The 16,419-nt window shown below is 69.6% G+C and carries 14 protein-coding genes; 5 read left to right on the top strand and 9 right to left on the bottom strand.

The window, feature by feature from the left end; all coding sequences use genetic code 11:
- Positions 1-119: 119 nt before the first annotated feature.
- A complete protein-coding gene (locus tag AC3WLF_RS06355) occupies positions 120-1,898 on the bottom strand; it encodes an OPT/YSL family transporter (protein WP_492319397.1) in 1,779 nt (592 codons plus the stop codon).
- 194 nt (positions 1,899-2,092) lie between these two features.
- On the opposite strand from AC3WLF_RS06355, the gene AC3WLF_RS06350 reads away from it, so the two are divergent.
- Genes AC3WLF_RS06350 through AC3WLF_RS06340 form a run of 3 tightly spaced genes read left to right on the top strand, consistent with a single transcriptional unit; the run spans position 2,093 to position 4,459 of the window.
- Positions 2,093-3,775, top strand: a complete 1,683-nt coding sequence (locus AC3WLF_RS06350) for an FAD-dependent oxidoreductase (RefSeq protein ID WP_492319396.1) — start codon at positions 2,093-2,095, stop codon at positions 3,773-3,775.
- A complete protein-coding gene (locus AC3WLF_RS06345) occupies positions 3,765-3,944 on the top strand; it encodes a hypothetical protein (protein ID WP_010811169.1) in 180 nt (59 codons plus the stop codon). Before AC3WLF_RS06350 ends, AC3WLF_RS06345 begins: the two co-directional genes overlap by 11 nt.
- A 44-nt stretch (positions 3,945-3,988) precedes the next feature.
- On the top strand, positions 3,989-4,459 hold the full coding sequence (locus AC3WLF_RS06340) for a MarR family winged helix-turn-helix transcriptional regulator (protein WP_492319395.1): 471 nt from the start codon (positions 3,989-3,991) through the stop codon (positions 4,457-4,459).
- Positions 4,460-4,463: 4 nt separating this feature from the next.
- Here AC3WLF_RS06340 and AC3WLF_RS06335 read toward each other — a convergent pair whose 3' ends face one another.
- The gene (locus AC3WLF_RS06335; protein WP_492319394.1) at positions 4,464-4,919 is read right to left on the bottom strand and encodes a YccF domain-containing protein; all 456 of its coding nucleotides are present in this window, start codon (positions 4,917-4,919) and stop codon (positions 4,464-4,466) included.
- Between the two features lie 372 nt (positions 4,920-5,291).
- On the opposite strand from AC3WLF_RS06335, the gene AC3WLF_RS06330 reads away from it, so the two are divergent.
- Positions 5,292-6,227, top strand: a complete 936-nt coding sequence (locus AC3WLF_RS06330; protein WP_492319393.1) for a 2-hydroxyacid dehydrogenase — start codon at positions 5,292-5,294, stop codon at positions 6,225-6,227.
- 67 nt (positions 6,228-6,294) lie between these two features.
- Here the strand turns inward: AC3WLF_RS06330 and AC3WLF_RS06325 are convergent, their stop codons facing one another.
- From AC3WLF_RS06325 to zwf, 5 genes are read right to left on the bottom strand one after another with little or no spacing between them, the layout of a single operon-like run.
- On the bottom strand, positions 6,295-7,623 hold the full coding sequence (locus AC3WLF_RS06325) for a sensor histidine kinase (protein ID WP_492319392.1): 1,329 nt from the start codon (positions 7,621-7,623) through the stop codon (positions 6,295-6,297).
- Positions 7,623-8,336 carry a response regulator gene (locus AC3WLF_RS06320; RefSeq protein WP_492319391.1) on the bottom strand — a complete coding sequence of 238 codons (714 nt, stop codon included), beginning with the start codon at positions 8,334-8,336 and terminating at the stop codon, positions 7,623-7,625. Before AC3WLF_RS06320 ends, AC3WLF_RS06325 begins: the two co-directional genes overlap by 1 nt.
- Before the next feature lie 2 nt (positions 8,337-8,338).
- Entirely contained in the window at positions 8,339-9,352 is a 1,014-nt protein-coding gene (gene glk, locus AC3WLF_RS06315) for a glucokinase (RefSeq protein WP_492319390.1), read from the bottom strand.
- Between the two features lie 34 nt (positions 9,353-9,386).
- Positions 9,387-10,067 (bottom strand): 6-phosphogluconolactonase, encoded by a 681-nt coding sequence (gene pgl, locus AC3WLF_RS06310; RefSeq protein ID WP_492319389.1) that lies wholly within the window; start codon positions 10,065-10,067, stop codon positions 9,387-9,389.
- 34 nt (positions 10,068-10,101) lie between these two features.
- Positions 10,102-11,559: a glucose-6-phosphate dehydrogenase gene (gene zwf, locus AC3WLF_RS06305; protein WP_492319388.1), complete on the bottom strand. Its 1,458-nt coding sequence runs from the start codon at positions 11,557-11,559 to the stop codon at positions 10,102-10,104.
- Positions 11,560-11,785: 226 nt separating this feature from the next.
- Here zwf and edd point away from each other — a divergent pair, with 226 nt between their 5' ends.
- Positions 11,786-13,642: a phosphogluconate dehydratase gene (gene edd, locus AC3WLF_RS06300; RefSeq protein ID WP_492319387.1), complete on the top strand. Its 1,857-nt coding sequence runs from the start codon at positions 11,786-11,788 to the stop codon at positions 13,640-13,642.
- Here the strand turns inward: edd and AC3WLF_RS06295 are convergent.
- Together AC3WLF_RS06295 and AC3WLF_RS06290 are read right to left on the bottom strand one after the other, a co-directional pair.
- Positions 13,639-14,577, bottom strand: a complete 939-nt coding sequence (locus AC3WLF_RS06295) for a mechanosensitive ion channel family protein (RefSeq protein ID WP_058697703.1) — start codon at positions 14,575-14,577, stop codon at positions 13,639-13,641. The two genes, edd and AC3WLF_RS06295, sit on opposite strands and share 4 nt — an antisense overlap.
- Positions 14,578-15,041: 464 nt before the next feature.
- A complete protein-coding gene (locus tag AC3WLF_RS06290; protein ID WP_492357957.1) occupies positions 15,042-16,289 on the bottom strand; it encodes an MFS transporter in 1,248 nt (415 codons plus the stop codon).
- Positions 16,290-16,419: the final 130 nt, after the last annotated feature.

Below are 16,419 nucleotides of genomic sequence, written 5' to 3'. Positions count from 1 at the left end.
ATTCTCCGGGTCAAGCCAGTGCGTCAGTCTGGCCGCCTATGGTACGCTGGTCGCGGGATTTGACAATCCACTGAAACTTGGACAGAAGCGTCAGTATAATTTGACAATCGCGGTCGGCCTCAACCCAATGTGGCGGATAACAGGCCCGCCACGCCGATGGCCAGCGCCGCCAGCGCATCGCCCGCGATCAGGCCGCCACCGACCAGCGATGCCGTGCTCATATCCTGCGGCAAACCCCGGGCCGTCCTTGCGGGCCTGGCCACGGCGGCGGCCACGCTCGCCGCCACGCCGCCGGCCGCCATCCACCCGGCCGCCGCCAGGTTGACGAAGCCACCGAAAGACGACGCATAGGGCGAGGGCAGGATCGCCGCATCGAGCAGGAAATCCGCCACCCGCCCGCGCCGGCTGGCTTGCGCGAAGCGCTGCCACGCCTGCCGGCCGAGGATGGCCTTGCGCAATACCGCGGTGGCCAGGCCGAGCGCCAGACCCGTTGCCACCGCAACATGCTGGCCGGTGCGGCTTTGCGCCAGCCCGTGCAGCACGCCCACGATCTTGTATGTCATGGCCGAGGTCCAGCGCGCGGGCTGCTGGTCGGCCGGCAGGCTGGTCTGGTCCAGCGCCAGCACCGGATAGGCATGCATGAACAGCCGTGCCATCGCCACCGCCACCAGCGCACCCACGACGATGCCCGCCACCTGGTAGCCGAACTGCACCATGCGGTCGCTGCCCAGGCGCCAGCCGGTGGAGCGGTCCTGCTGCATGTCGCTCGCCTCGGCCGTGGCCACCAGCAAGACCGTGGCGGCGATCAGCCCGACATGGGGCGCGCGCAGCCCGGCGGCGGCCATCAGGATCACGGACAGCACGAAGGCGGACGAGATCGGGTTCTGGTCGACCATGCCGACCGAGATGCCGTTGACCAGCGCAAACACCAGCACCAGCAGCACCGCCATCAGCTGGAAGCCCAACGGCTGGCCGAACCAGGCCACGCCCGCCGCCACCGTGGCCGCGCCCCACAGCAGCGCCCAGGCCGCCACCCAGCCCATGCCCGGCCCGCGCCGCGGCGCAGGGTGGCGGCGCGCGCGCCACTGGCGGCACGCCTGTGCCAGCAGCAAGGCCACATCGACCGCAGCCGCCCCCATGATCATGCCCAGGGCCACCAGGAAGGTGGCCTTGCGATAGGGCTCGCCGGGCGCCATCCAGCCCGCGGCGACAAACCACGGGGTCATGGCCCAGCCGGCCAGCCCGCCCACCAGCGCGGCAATGCCCACGCGCGCGCCGACGATCATCCCGGCGCCGAAGGTCGCGGCCGACAGGTCCAGCGCCGCCAGCCACGGCATGCGCGCGGCGCCCAGGCCGCAACCCAGGCCCAGCGCCAGGCCGCCCCCGAGCCGCGCCACCGAACGCCGCAGCAGCGCCGGATCGGTCAGCGCGCGCAGGATATTGGCCACGGCCAGCCCCGACGGAAAGGTCAGCTGCATCCGGTCCACCAGCAATGGCGTGTACAGCATGCCCACACCCACCCCGAACATGCCGATGCACAGCATGTACAGCACCAGCTGCCACAACGGCGGCTGCGCCATGCCCAGCCACGCCATCGCCTGCAGCACCACGGCCATGCCGCCCATGCCCGCCACCGACGCCGCCGCGGTCTGGATGTAGTTGGCGCCGTGGCGCCCGGGCGCGCCATAGCCTGCAGTCACCACCGAGCCGAGGATGCCCGCCAGCACCTGCCCGCCGACAAAGAAGCCCAGCGAGAAATTCATATACGCGGCAGCGATGCCGCCCAGCGGACCCAGCACCAGCATGCCTGCCGCGCCCAGCAGCACGTGGTACTGCCAGCTGCCCGGCGCAGGCAGCCTGGTGGCGCGGGGTGCGGCATCGGTCGGGAGCGTGGGCATGGCGCAGCGGGTGGGCTGAAGTAGTGTGCCTCTTGCGAAGCATAGGCCAAGGACGGCCTGCGGCGATGTGCGACTTGTTCCCGACTTTCGCCGGATCGCCGTTTCCCGGCCGGGTTAACACTAGTTTCGTGCGCAACCATCTGGTCGATATAGTTGCGCACACAACTACATCGCAGAGACACTACGACCCCGCCATGCCAGACTCCACCGCACCCCACGCGGCCGTGCCGCCGGCACCGCCGCCCTCGTCATCGCGCCCATGGCCGCAGCACGTGCCGGTACTGATTGCCGGCGGCGGCCCGGTCGGCCTGACGCTGGCTGCGCTGCTGGCGCGCCAGGGCATAGCCGCGCTGGTGGTGGAAGCCGACGACGGCTACTGCGCCGGCAGCCGGGCCATCTGCATGGCGCGGCGTTCGCTGGAAATCCTCGGCTGGGTGGGCGCAGACCGCGCCACCGTCGAAACCGGCCTGCCGTGGGTGGGCGGGCGTAGCTACTACCGCGATGCCGAGGTGCTGCATTTCCGCATGCCCAGCGAACCCGGCGAGCGCTTCGCGCCGATGGTCAATATCCAGCAGTACTACCTGGAAGCCCTCGCCCACGACGCCGCGCTGCGCGGCGCTGCGCCAGCGGATGTGCGCTTCGGCGCGCGCGTGCAGGCGGTGCGCCAGCACGGCAGCGGCGTCGTGGCCGAGATCCAGACTGGCGCAGGCGTGGTGCAGGTCGACGCGCAATGGCTGGTGGCCTGCGACGGCGGGCGCAGCACCGTGCGCGAGCAACTGGGGCTGCGCATGGAAGGCACCCAGTACGAAGGCCGCTACGTGATCGTCGATATCGTGCAGAAGACGCGGCGCGAGGTGGAGCGGCTGGCCTGGTTCGACCCGCCTTCCAACCCCGGATCGACCATCCTGATGCACCGCCAGCCTGACGACGTCTGGCGCATCGACTACCAGATCCGCGACGACGAAGACCCTGACGAAGCCGTCAAGCCCGAGAACGTGCTGCCGCGCGTGCAGAGCCACCTCGACATGATCGGCGAGACCGAGCCGTGGCGGCCGCTGTGGATCTCCATCTACAACGCCAAGTGCCTGACCTTGCAGGACTACCGCCACGGCCGCGTGCTGTTTGCCGGCGACGCCGCGCACCTGGTGCCGATCTTTGGCGTGCGCGGGCTCAACTCCGGGCTGGACGATGCCGGCAACCTGGCCTGGAAGCTGGCGTGGGTGCTGCGCGGCCAGGCGCCCGACAGCCTGCTCGATTCCTATTCGGCCGAACGCGTGCATGCCACGCGGCAGAACATCGCCTACGGCGCCAAGAGCACCGAGTTCATGGCACCGCCCGACTTTGCCTTCCGGCTGATGCGCGAAGCCACGCTGCGGCTGGCGCAGCATGAGCCCGCGGTGCGGTCACTGATCAATCCGCGGCAGTCGGCACCGATTGCCTATACGGATTCGGCGCTGAACGGTCCCAGCGACTTTGGCGACGACTGTCCTGGCGCCGCGCCCGGCCTGCCCGCGCCGGAAATGCGCGTGGCAGGCCCCGACGAGGTCGTGCACCTCACGCAATGCTTCGGGCAACGGTTCACGTTGCTGTACTTCAGCGATGCGCCCTCGCTTCCCGAGCCACTGGCCGCATTCGAGAATGCGCATCCGGAGGCCGTGCAGACACACGTGGTGGTCACCGGCGGCAACGTGGCCGGCGCCACGGCGCTGGCCGACGTCGCCGGCCAGGCCCACGCCCGCTACGGCGCACGATCCGGCACGCTCTACCTCATCCGCCCCGATGGCTATGTTCTGGCACGCTGGCGCGAACCGTCATGGGACGCCGTGCGCGCCACCCTCGCCCCCCTGATGCAAACCGGAGCCCGCCATGCAAGCTGAAGACCTCGACCTCGCCTACACCCGCCTGTGCGAGGCTATGGGCCGTGCCGGCGAAGCACGCTCCCCGCTGCTATTGGCAATGGTGTGCCTGGGCCTGATGAGCCGGCAGGAAGCGCTGGCGCCGGTGCTGGCGCTGATCGACGAAGCCGAGGCTCGCAGCCAGCAATAGGGAGTACAGGACGCTAGAATGCCGACGCCTGACAAGGACACGCCATGAAGCCACTGCCACGCCTCGACCAGTTCCTGACCTACCGCCTGCACCAGGTCAACAAGCTCAGCGACAAGGACAGCGCCGCCGCCTACCTGGAGCAATGCGGCCTGCCGCTCAGCGAGGGCCGCTGCCTGGCCGCGATCGGCGCCTTCGCGCCGCTGTCGGTCAACCAGCTGGCGCAGGGCGCCAACCTGACCAAGGGCCAGGCCAGCCGCTCGGCGCAGGCGCTGGTGGCGCGCGGGCTGGTCAGCAAGGAGGCGAGCGAGGCCGACGGGCGCGGCGTGGTGCTGTCACTGACCGCACAGGGCAAGCCGCTATACCGGCAGGCGATCGCGATGATCGCCAGGCGCAATGCGGAGATCTTCGGCTGCCTGAGCGACGCCGAACAGGCGCTGCTGGGCAGCTTGCTCGACCGGCTGGTCGCGCACGCCGGCCAGCAGGACGAAGGCGGCGCCGAAGACGCCAACGCCTGATCCGTCAGCGGCGCAGGTTGTCCACCTGCAGGCGTGCGCCATCGCGGCGCGCGGCGTCGGCCACTTCATTGGTGACCACGGTCTGCCCGATCGGCGCCAGCGCAATGCCGGCCAGCTTCAGGTGCTGGATCGCAAACGGAATGCCGATGATGGTCACGAAGTTGGCGACCGCCGCCATCACGTGGCCGATGGCCAGCCACACGCCGGCAAAGATAAACCACAGCACATTGCCGACCAGCCCCAGCGCGCCGGTGCCGACATCGTCGCGCCCGGTCAGCTCGCGCCGGCTGATGGCCTGCTTGCCGAACGGGAAGAAGGTGAAAGTCCCGATCACGAAGCAGGCCTTGCCCCAGGGGATCCCGATGATCGAGATAAAGGCCAGCAGCCCGGCCAGCCACCAGGCCAGGCCCATCACCACGCCGCCAAGGATGAACCAGAGGAAGTTGCCGATTGCGCGCATGCCGTTCTTTTGCGAGTGAGGAAGAGAACACGCATGATACGCAATGGTGTGATGCGGTCATGGCGCCGAGGGGGGCGTACCCCGCAAAGCGTACCCGTTTCTGCGTGCCTTGCCGGAACCGGCGGAACGGTACTGCCGGCCCTTCGGGAATCGCGTTCGACCCTTGTTTATAGGCATATTCCATTCTGCAAGACCGGTCGCAAACCTCGCTGCCGCAGGCAAAGCGTACCCGTTTCTGCGTGCCTCCGCGCGTGCTGTCGCCTTCGGCAAGCCCGGCGCCGCAGCGCTAGAATGTGACGTCTGCCCGCTATCCGCGTGACGGACTCCGGGTGCATCCCACCCGCTGCCACCCCTCTCCGACTCCACCCCGCCATGAAGCCCACGCTGCTGATCCTGACCCAGGTCGCCACCCACCACCGCGACGCCATTGCCGAACGATTCGAGATCCTCTACGCGCCCGACGCCGAAGGCCGCGCAGCGCAGATCGCCACGCAGGGCGAACGCATCCGCGCGGTACTGACCATCGGCTCCACCGGCCTGACCGCGGCGGAGATCGACGCGATGCCAGCACTGGAACTGGTGTGCGCGCTGGGCGCGGGCTTCGAGAACATCGCCGTGGCCCACGCCCGCGCGCGCGGCATCGCCGTGGCCAACGGCGCCGGCACCAACGACAGCTGCGTGGCCGACCACGCCTTCGCACTGCTGCTGGCGACCGTGCGCGCCGTGCCGCAGCTGGACGCGGCCACGCGCGCCGGTACCTGGCGCACCGCGCTGCCGCTGCGGCCCAATGTCTCGGGCAAGCGGCTGGGGATCGTAGGGCTGGGCACCATCGGCCGGCGTATTGCCCGGCGCGGCGAAGGCTTCGACCTCGAGATCGGCTATCACAACCGCAAGCCGCGCGAAGATGCGGGGTACCGGTACTTCGACAGTATCGGTGCGCTGGCCGCGTGGGCGGACTACCTGGTGATCGCCACACCGGGCGGGGCGGGTACGCGGCACCTGGTCGATGCAAGCGTGCTGGCGGCGCTGGGGCCGGCCGGGTTCCTCGTCAATATCGCGCGCGGCAGCGTGGTGGATACCGAGGCGCTGGCTTCCGCACTGCGCGCTGGCAAGCTTGGCGGGGCCGGGCTGGATGTCTATGAGAGCGAGCCGGCGCCGCCGGTCGCGTTGTTCGACTGTCCTAACGTCGTGCTGACCCCGCATGTGGCCGGCTGGTCGCCGGAGGCCATCACGGCGTCCGTGACGCAGTTCCTGGAGAATGCGCGGCGGCATTTTGCGGGGGAGGAGGTATTGACGCCGGTGGGGTGAGGAGGAAGGTTTTGCATTGGCCAACGGTACGCCGTCGCTCGACAACAGCCCAACCTGCAGCTAAGACCTACCCGGCGCCAAACACCACCCTAACCCGCAACCCCGGCCCCGCATCCTCCAGCACCACCCGCGCCCCATGCGACTGCGCAATCTCCGCCACGATGGCCAGCCCCAGCCCGCTGCCGCCGGTCGGCGCATCGGCCACCCGATAGAACCGGTCAAACACGCGCGTGCGCTCTTCAGCGGGGATCCCCGGCCCGTTGTCGCTGACCACCAGTTCAACGGCGCGCCCATCGGCGCTGCGACCCACCAGCACATCGATACGGCTTCCGGCAGGGATATAAGCCAGCGCGTTATCCAGCAGGTTGGTCAGCAGGATGCGCAACGCATCCACATCACCCCGCACCACCGCCGGCGATGAGTCCTTGGTGCCGTCCAGCCCAAGATCGATATTGCGATCCAGCGCGGCCTGCGCCATGTCCGCGACCACGCTTGCGGCCAGTTGGTGCAGCTCCACCGGTTCGTGCCGGGGCATGGCTGCGCCCGGCTCCTGCCGTGCCAGCGTCAACAGCTGGGTGACCAGGTGGGTCAGCCGCTCCAGCCCCTGGCGCAGCTTGCCGATGGCTTCGTCACGCGCTGCGCCGTTCTCAGCCCGCTCCACCAGCTGTGCCTGCAGCTGCAGCGCTGCCAGCGGCGTGCGCAGGGCGTGCGCGGCGTCGGCGACGAAGGCGCGCTGGGTGTCGATGGCGTGCGAGAGCCGTGCCAGCAGCTGGTTCAGCGCCGCGCTCAGCGGAGCGATCTCGTCCGGCATCTGGCGCACGGCCAGTGGCGCCAGCGTGTTGGCGTCGCGCGCGCGCACCTCGGTGGCGATTTCGCGCAGCGGGCGCAGGCCGCGCCCCACCGCCATCCACACCAGCCAGCCCAGCAGCGGCAACAACAGCAACAGCGGCGCCACGGTGCGCAGCGCCATGCGCGCGGCCAGCGTGCGCCGTGCGCTCATCGGCTGCGCGATCTGCACCACGGTGGGCCCGAGCTGCATGCTGTACAGGCGCCATTCGCCCTGCTGCGTAGTCACGTTGGAAAAGCCCAGCTCCGCGCGCGCGGGCAGCGCCGGGTGCGAATGCGACAGGTACAGGCTGCGGCCGGAGCCGTCCCAGATGTGGATGACCACATCCTCGTCGGCGTGCGTCAGGTCGCCGGGCGAGCCCAGAAAAGGCGGCGCCACCGGGTCGGCAAACTGGCTGGGCAATGCCGCGGCCATCTGCTTCATCTGGTAGTCGAACAGCGCATTGGCTTCCTGCCGTGCCTGCCCGTAGATCAGCGCCGTGGCGACGGCGATGCCGGCAAGCAGGCCCGCGGCCAGCCACCACAGCAGGGTTCGCTGGATGGAGCGCATCAGGGGGTGTCTCCTTCGCCCGCGGATGCTGCATCCCCATCGAGGCGCGGCACCACATAGCCCACGCCGCGGATATTGCGGATCAGCGCCGCGCCGAACTTCTTGCGCAGCGCGTGGATATAGACCTCGACGGTATTGCTGCCGACTTCGTCGTCCCAGCCGTACAGCCGCTCCTGCAGCTGCGGCACCGACCAGACCTTGCCGGGCCGCGCCATCAGCGCGGACAGCAGCGCGAACTCGCGCGCCGACAGCCGCACCGGCTCGCCGTGGTGGGTGGCCTCGCGGGTAGTGGGGTTGAGCACGATGTCACCGTAGCTGACCAGCGGTTCCGCCCGGCCGGCAGCGCGGCGCGCCAGCGCGTGCATGCGCGCCGCCAGTTCCTGCAGGTCAAAGGGCTTGACCAGGTAATCATCGGCGCCGGCATTGAGCCCCGCGACACGGTCCGCGACGGCATCGCGCGCGGTCAGGATCAGCACCGGCGTCGGCACGCCGCGCGCGCGCAAGCTGCGCAGCACGTCGAGGCCCGGGCGCCGCGGCAGGCCGAGGTCGAGCAGGATCAGGTCATAGCATGCCTGGCCGTGCTGCGCGGTGCTGGCCGCCGCCAGGCCCGCGTCGCCGTCGCGCACCCAGTCGACGGTAAAGCCATCCTGGCGCAGCGCCAGCTTGACGCTGTCGCCGATCATGGCGTCGTCTTCCACCAGCAGCACGCGCATGGCTATGCGTTCCGGCCGCGGCCGTCGAGCTGCTCGGCCAGTGCGCGCGCCAGTCCCGGCAGCGCGGGGTGGCTGGCGGTGATGACGTGGACCGGCACGGCCTCCAGCCAGCCGCGCATGCGGCCCTTGGCGACAAAGCGCTCGGCAAAGGCCGAGGCCTGCAGCGCCGGCACGAAGCGCGGCAGGATGCCACCGCCCAGGTAGACCCCGCCACGCGCGCCCAGCACCAGGGCGATGTCGGCCGCAACCGAGCCGAGCAGGCCGAAGAACACCGCCATGGCGCGCTGGCACAGCGGGTCGTGGCGCTCGAAGGCGCCGGTGGTGACCTGCTCCGGCAGCAGCGGCGCGAGCAAAAGCGTACCCGTTTCTGCGGCCAGCGCGGCATGGATATGCGACAGGCCGCTGCCGCACAGGAGCCGCTCCGCCGACACCCGGCCGACGTTGCGATGGGCGGCGCGCCAGGCGATCCATTCGTCGTCAGTGTCGGGCATCAGCTCGATATGGCCGCCTTCGCCGGCCAGCGCCACGGCTGCTCCGCCCGGCGCCGGCACCAGGCCGGAAACGCCCAGCCCGGTGCCCGGCCCGACCAGCGCGAGCGGCGCGGTGCGCACCGCGGTGCCGGCACGCACGGGCACCAGCCCGTCGGCAGGCAGGTGCGGCAGGGCCAGCGCCAGCGCGGTGAAGTCGTTGATGGCCACCAGCGTCTGCAGCCCGAGCGCGCGCCGCATGCCGTCGATCGAGAACGACCAGTTGTGGTTGGTGAGCCGGACCTGGTCGCCGGTCACCGGGTTGGCCAGGCCGATCGCCGCGTGGCGCGGCACCGGCTTGCCCGACGCGGCAAGTCCGTCGAGGTATTGGCGCAGGGCCGCCTCGAGCGACGGGAAATCGGCCACCTTCAGCGCGGTCACCGGGCCGATCCGCATTGGTGCGGTTTCCAGTGCAAAGCGCACGTTGGTGCCGCCCACATCGCCGAGCAGGCGGGGGAAGTCAGCGCGGGAGGATGCAGTGGTGGCCATGGCGTCGGGTTCGCTCCGCTTGGGAATCAGTCTGTCAGGTCTTGAACACGTCAAGCCCGTGCCGGTGCCGTGACAGCACCAGGCTGACCGGCAACGACGGCGCAGGTCCCTGCAACGCGCGTTCGAGCACCTCGGCCTTGGCCGCGCCCGACACTGACAGGAACACGCGCTCGGCGGCCAGCAGCGCCGCCAGGTTGAGCGTGATGCGGGCATGCGGCGCGGCTGACGGGTGCGTGATCACGTAGCCGGGCTGCGGCTCGCTCAGCGCGCCCTGCAGTTCGGGCGCATCCGGGAACAGCGAGGCGGTATGACCGTCCTCGCCCATGCCCAGCACCACCACGTCGGGCTGGCGGAATGCGCTGTTGGCCCGCGCCACCGCCTGTGCCGGCGCGGCAACGTCCTGCGCATCGGCAATCAGCGGTACGAAGGCGGCGCTGGCAGCGGCCTCGCGCAGCAGGTGCGCGCGCACCAGGGCGGCGTTGCTGTCCGCGTGCTCGGGCGGCACCACGCGCTCGTCGACCAGCGTGATGGTCACCGCTTCCCAGCGCACGTGCCGGTGGCGCAGCCGCTCGAACATCGCCACCGGCGAGCGTCCGCCCGAGACCGCCAGCACCGCCCAGCCCTTGACGCGGATGGCCAGCTCCAGCGCATTGCCGATGGAGATGGCCAGCGCCTCGGCCTGGTCCATCGGGGTGGGATGTTCAAACACGCGCATGATGGTTTCCTTTGCGATTCTGCGGGCGCATGGCTCAGGCTTCCTCGTGCCACAGCCCGCCGTCGCGCGACATCAGCGCCGACGACGCGGCCGGTCCCCAGGTGCCGGCGGTATAGGGCTTGGGCGGCACGGTGCTGGCCTCCCAGGTGTCGATGATGGGTTCGACCCAGCGCCAGGCCTGCACTTGTTCATCGCGGCGCACGAACAGGCCCAGCCGGCCGCGGATCACGTCGAGCAGCAGCCGTTCGTAGGCGCCGGCGCGGCGCACCTTGAACGAGTTGGCAAAGTCCAGGTCGAGCGAGGTCGGCGTCAGCTCCAGCGTGTCGCCAGGCTGCTTGACCAGGCAGTACAGGCGGATGCTCTCTTCCGGCTGCAGCTGGATCACCAGCCGGTTCTGCGGCGACAGCGTCAGCGGCCGCGGGAAGATCGCGTGCGGCACGTCGCGGAAATGGATCACGATCTCGGCCACGCGGGACTGCATGCGCTTGCCGGTGCGCAGGTAGAACGGCACCCCTTCCCAGCGCCAGTTGGCGATCTCGGCCTTGATCGCGACAAAGGTCTCGGTGCGGCTGTCGGGCGCGATGCCCGCTTCCTCCAGGTAGCCCGGCACCGGCTTGCCGCCGATGGCACCGGAGCGGTACTGGCCGCGCACGGTCTTCTCGGCCACGTCCTGCGGCGTGATCGGCTTGAGCGCCTTCAGGATCTTGATCTTCTCGTCGCGGATGGCATCTTCGCTGAGGCTGGCCGGCGGCTCCATCGCCACCATGCACAAGAGCTGCAGCAAATGGTTCTGCACCATGTCGCGCAGCGCGCCGGTGCGGTCGTAGAAGTCGCCGCGCGTTTCCACGCCGAGTTCTTCGGCGATGGTGATCTGCACGTCCTGCACCCACTCGCGCCGCCACAGCGGCTCGAACAGCGCGTTGCCGAAGCGGATCGCCATCAGGTTCTGCACCGACTCCTTGCCGAGGTAATGGTCGATGCGGTAGATCTGCTCTTCGGCGAAGAACTTCGCCACTGCCGAGTTGATCGCCTCGTTGGATTCGAGGTCATGCCCCAGTGGTTTTTCCAGCACGATGCGCACGTTGGGCGCCTGGCGCGTGTTCAGGCCGGCGCGTGCCAGCTGCTCGCAGATCGACACGAACAGGTGCGGCGCGGTGGCGAGATAGCACACCACCACGTCAGGCTTGCGCGCCAGCACCTGCTCCGCGAGCGTATCGAAATGCGCAGGCACGCGTGCGTCGGCCTGCACGTAGACAATGCGCGCACAGAACTTGTCCCATGACTCGGGCGGCGCATGGGCTAGCCCGGGGCGCACGGTCTGCTCCAGCGAGGCGAGGTAGTCCGCGGTCGAGAGCGGCTGGCTGCCGGTGGCAAGGATGCGTGCGGCCGGGTGCAACAGGCCGGCGTGGTGGGCATCGAACAGGGACGGCAGCAGCTTGCGCCGCGCCAGGTCGCCGGTGCCGCCGAACAGCACCATGTCGAAATCAGGCATGCTCACCCTGGACTCCTTTAGCGATTTGAAGACCCGCCATGGAAGGCGCGCGTTGTGGCCAGTTTACGTGACTCGCCAGCGCTTGGCGAGGCGCAGGCCGCGGCACTTGCGTGGCAAAGGCATGACCGGAGCGCGAAGCGTACCCGTTTCTGCGTGCGCTGCGCAGTGGATCGTGCGGTACGCGGCAAAGTGCGCTAGGCTGAAAGCTCCCCCGCAGGAGAACCCCATGCCACGTCATCCAGTGCTCGAGCGGGTCACCGCCCGCATCGTCTCCCGCAGCGCCGCCTCGCGCCAGGCGTACCTTGACCGCACCCGCGCCATGGCCGGGCAGAAGGTCGAACGCGCGCAGCTTTCCTGTACCAACCTGGCCCATGCGGTGGCTGCCATGCCGGACGCCGCGAAGATCCGGCTGAAGGCCGACGAGCGGCCAAACCTGGCGATCGTCTCGGCCTACAACGACATGCTGTCGGCGCACCAGCCGCTGGCGGCTTTCCCCCAGTGGCTCAAGGAAGCGGCGCTCGAGGCCGGCGGCACCGCGCAGTTTGCCGGCGGCACGCCCGCGATGTGCGACGGCGTCACGCAGGGCCAGGACGGCATGGACCTGTCGCTGTTCTCGCGCGATGTGATTGCGCTGGCCACGGCGGTGGCGCTGTCGCACCAGATGTTCGATGCCGCGCTGTACCTGGGCGTGTGCGACAAGATCGTGCCCGGGCTGGTGATGGGCGCGCTGTCGTTCGGCCACCTGCCGGCCGTGTTCGTGCCGGGCGGTCCGATGACCACCGGCATCAGCAACGACGAAAAGGCGCACACGCGCCAGCTCTACGCCGAAGGCAAGATCGGCCGCAAGGAGCTGCTCGAGGCCGAGACCCGCTCCTACCACGGCCCCGGCACCTGCACCTTCTACGGCACCGCCAATTCCAACCAGATGCTGATGGAAATGATGGGCCTGCACCTGCCGGGCACGGCCTTCGTCAACCCCAACACACCGCTGCGCGAGGCGCTCACGCGCGAGGCCGCGCGCCAGGCGCTGAAGCTGGTGCACGGCGGCGAGCGCTATACGCCGGTGGCCGAGGTGCTGGACGAGCGCGCCTTCGTCAACGGCATCGTCGGGCTGCTGGCCACCGGCGGCTCTACCAACCACACGCTGCACCTGATCGCGATGGCGCGCGTGGCCGGCATCGTGCTGGGCTGGGACGACTTTGACGAGCTCTCGGCCGTGGTGCCGCTGCTGGCGCGCGTGTACCCGAACGGCAAGGCCGACGTGAACCAGTTCCAGGCCGCAGGCGGGCTGCCCGTGGTGATCCGCGGGCTGCTGTCGCTGGGCCTGGTGCATGACGACGTGACCACCATCGTCGGCCGCGGGCTGCAGGACTACACGCGCGAACCCGTGCTGCGCGACGGCAAGCTGACCTGGATCGACGGCCCGGCCGCGCCGCTCGACGACAGCATCGTGCGCGCCGCCGACGCGCCCTTTGCGCCGGACGGCGGCATCAAGGTGCTGGACGGCAGGCTGGGCCGCGCGGTGATCAAGACCTCGGCGGTCAAGGCCGAGCACCAGGTGGTGGAGGCACCGGCGATCGTGTTCGAGCATCAGGACGATGTGCTGCACGCATTCAAGCGCGGCGAGCTGGAGCGCGACTTCGTTGCGGTGCTGCCGTGGCAGGGCCCGGCCTCGTGCGGCATGCCCGAGCTGCACAAGCTCACGCCCACGCTGACGGTGCTGCAGGACCGCGGCTTCCATGTGGCGCTGGTGACCGACGGGCGCATGTCGGGCGCTTCGGGCAAGGTGCCGGCAGCTATTCACGTCTGCCCCGAGGCGCTGCACGGGGGCGCGATCGGGCGCGTGCGCAGCGGCGACATGATGCGCGTGGATGCGCCCGCGGGCGTGCTCGAGGTGCTGGTGCCGGACGACGAATGGCAGGCGCGCGCGCCTGCCCGTCCGGACCTCAGCGCCAATCGCCACGGCGTGGGCCGCGACCTGTTCGCCACCTTCCGCCGCCATGTCAGCACCGCGGAAAGCGGCGCCTGCACGCTGTTTTCCGACGAGGGCGACGACAACAATAACGCACCTGTGCTCGGCTAGCCCAGGTGCTGCACCGGCTGGCGCGGAGCCGCGCCGGCCGGGTGCGGCGCGCTCGCCGATGGCGCGCTGTCGGCCACCTTCACCGCACCCGGCACCGAGGCGGCGCCCGGCACGTGCAATTCCTGGATCGGCACCGCCAGCTTGCTGCCGGCTTGTTCCAGCACATGCTTGATGCGCTCGTAGAACGCGAAACGCACGTTCCAGTAGTCGTCGTTCGAGGTCCAGTAGCGCACGTTCAGCGTGATGCCCTGCTGCGTGTAGTTGACCACCATGGTCTCGGGCCTGGGTTCGGCCAGCAGGCGCGGCTCGCGCGCGAGCATCGCGCGCAGCGCTTCCAGGCTGCGCTGCACATCGCTGTCGAAGGTCACCGTGGCCTCGATGTCAGCGCGCCGCGTGGCGTTCTCGCTGTAGTTGGTGATGGCGCTGCCCCACAGCTTGCCGTTAGGCACGCGCAGGCAGACGCCATCGAAGGTGGTCAGCTCGGTCATGAAGAGGCCGGTCTCGCGCACGGTGCCGGCCACCCCCTGCGCATCGATGTACTGGCCGACGCGGAACGGCCGCAGCAGCACCAGCATGATGCCGGCGGCAATGTTCTGCAGCGTGCCCTGCAGCGCCAGCCCGATGGCCAGGCCCGCGGCGCCCAGCATGGCGATGATGCTGGCGGTCTGCACCCCGAACTGCGACAGCACCAGCACGATGGTCAGCACGCGCACCATCCATTGCAGAGCGTTGGCCAGCAGCGGGCGCATGGTCTCGTCCACGTGCGTGCCGCTGAGCGCGCGCCGGGCGCCCCGGGCCACGCGGGCCGACAGCCACCAGCCGGCCATCAGGATCAGGATGGCTGCCAGGCAGTTCATTCCCTGGTTGATGGCGAACTGGACCAGGTAGGTCCAGCCCGCCTCCAGCTTGTTGGCATCGATGAAGTTCAGGTCCATGGGAGCGGCTCCGTTTGCGCTTGTTATGGAGGAGACAGGCGGTGCTGCGTACCCGTTTCTGCGTGCGGCAGCGGGCTGCCAGATCGCCCCCAGGCGCCTGGCGGGAAACTTCCCGCTTGACAGATTTCCGTACGTTGCCAGCGCGATGTCAGAGGATCACCGACAATGCCGGCACGGCAATACAGTGAAGGGGACAAGCAAGGCGGGATTTGGTTTCCGGCGATTGCGTCACGCGGTTGCGTGCAGGCGCGCCAGCCCTTGTGCAATCAGGGCTGGCGGCGGATCAGAAAAATCCGAGCGAGGGAGGAACCAGGGGCAGCCAGGCCAGGCACGGCGCGGCGGGCCAGCTGTGCGGCACAACTTTCAGCGACGAAAGTTGGCGAATAGGGGTCGGCGATAGCGCCATCCGGGCATCGACAGGGACGCAGAAACGGGTACGCTCCCTGCCCTGCCCCGGCAATGGGTCAGGCCGGATGATCGTGCAGCCGGTCGCGCGCGGCCAGCGCAGGGAAGAACCGCATCCACAGCGCCACCACCAGCAGCGTGCCGACGCCGCCCAGGATCACCGCGCCCACCGGGCCCAGCAATGCCGCGGTGACGCCGGACTCGAACTCGCCCAGCTGGTTCGAGGCGCCGATAAACACCGAATTGACGGCGCCCACGCGCCCGCGCATGTCGTCCGGGGTGTCGAGCTGGACCAGCGTGGAGCGCACCACCACGCTGATCATGTCCGAGGCGCCCAGCACCACCAGCGCCACCATCGACAACGGCAGCCAGGTCGACACGCCGAACACCACGGTAGCCACCCCGAACAGCGCCACCGCGCCGAACATGATGCGCCCGGCGCGCCGGTTCAGCGGATGGCGCGCCAGCCACAGCGCCATCACCAGTGCGCCGACTGCAGGCGACGAACGCAGCAGCCCCAGGCCCCACGGCCCGGTGTGCAGGATGTCGCGCGCGTAGATCGGAAGCAGCGCCACGGCGCCGCCCAGCAGCACCGCGAACAGGTCCAGCGAAATCGCGCCCAGCAGCACCGGGCGGCTGCGGATATAGGCAAACCCCGCAAACACCGTGCGCACGCTGACCGGCGCGGTCAGGCGCTGCGCGGCCTGGCGCAGCGTGATGCCGCTGACCAGCACGGCGGCAATGGCAAAGAGCGTGGCACTCAGCCCATAGACCACGCCCGGCCCGGCCACGTAGGCAAAGCCACCAATGGCCGGGCCGATGATGATGGCGGCCTGCCCGGCGGAACTGGCCAGCGCCACCGCGCGCGGCAACTGGCGCGGCGTCACCACGCTGGGCAGCAGCGCCTGCAGCGTGGGGGTCTCGAACGCGCGCGTGGCGCCGATCAGCGCGACAAAGACAAAGATGTGATGGCTGTCGATCCAGCCGCTCAGGCTGGCCACAGCCATGCCGGCGGCCAGCAGCGCCTCGATCGCCTGGCAGGTGCGCACGATGCGGCGCCGGTCGAAGCGGTCGGCCACGTGCCCTGACATCAGGATCAGCACCACCGACGGCAGGAACTGCACCAGCCCGACCATGCCGAGCATCAGCGGGTCGCGGGTCAGGTCATACATCTGCCAGCCTACCGCCACCGTAAAGATCTGGTAGCCAATCGTGGTGCACAGGCGTGCGAACCAGTAACGGCGGAAAACGGCGTCGCCGAAGACGCTGTCCGGCGCGGCGGCCGGGACGGTGGCAGGGGAGGACATGAATGCAGGAGGGAGGCGAAGATTGCTGTGCACCGCCCAGCGCCGCCGTGCCGTTGAGGACGCCACGCCAGGCTTTGCAGTGCACAAAGGCAAGATTCTAAAGCGCCTGCTGAATACCTGCATACAGATG

The sequence above is a fragment of the Cupriavidus sp. FW306-01-F10A genome, assembly GCF_058782785.1.
This window is presented reverse-complemented; position numbering and strand designations above follow the sequence as displayed.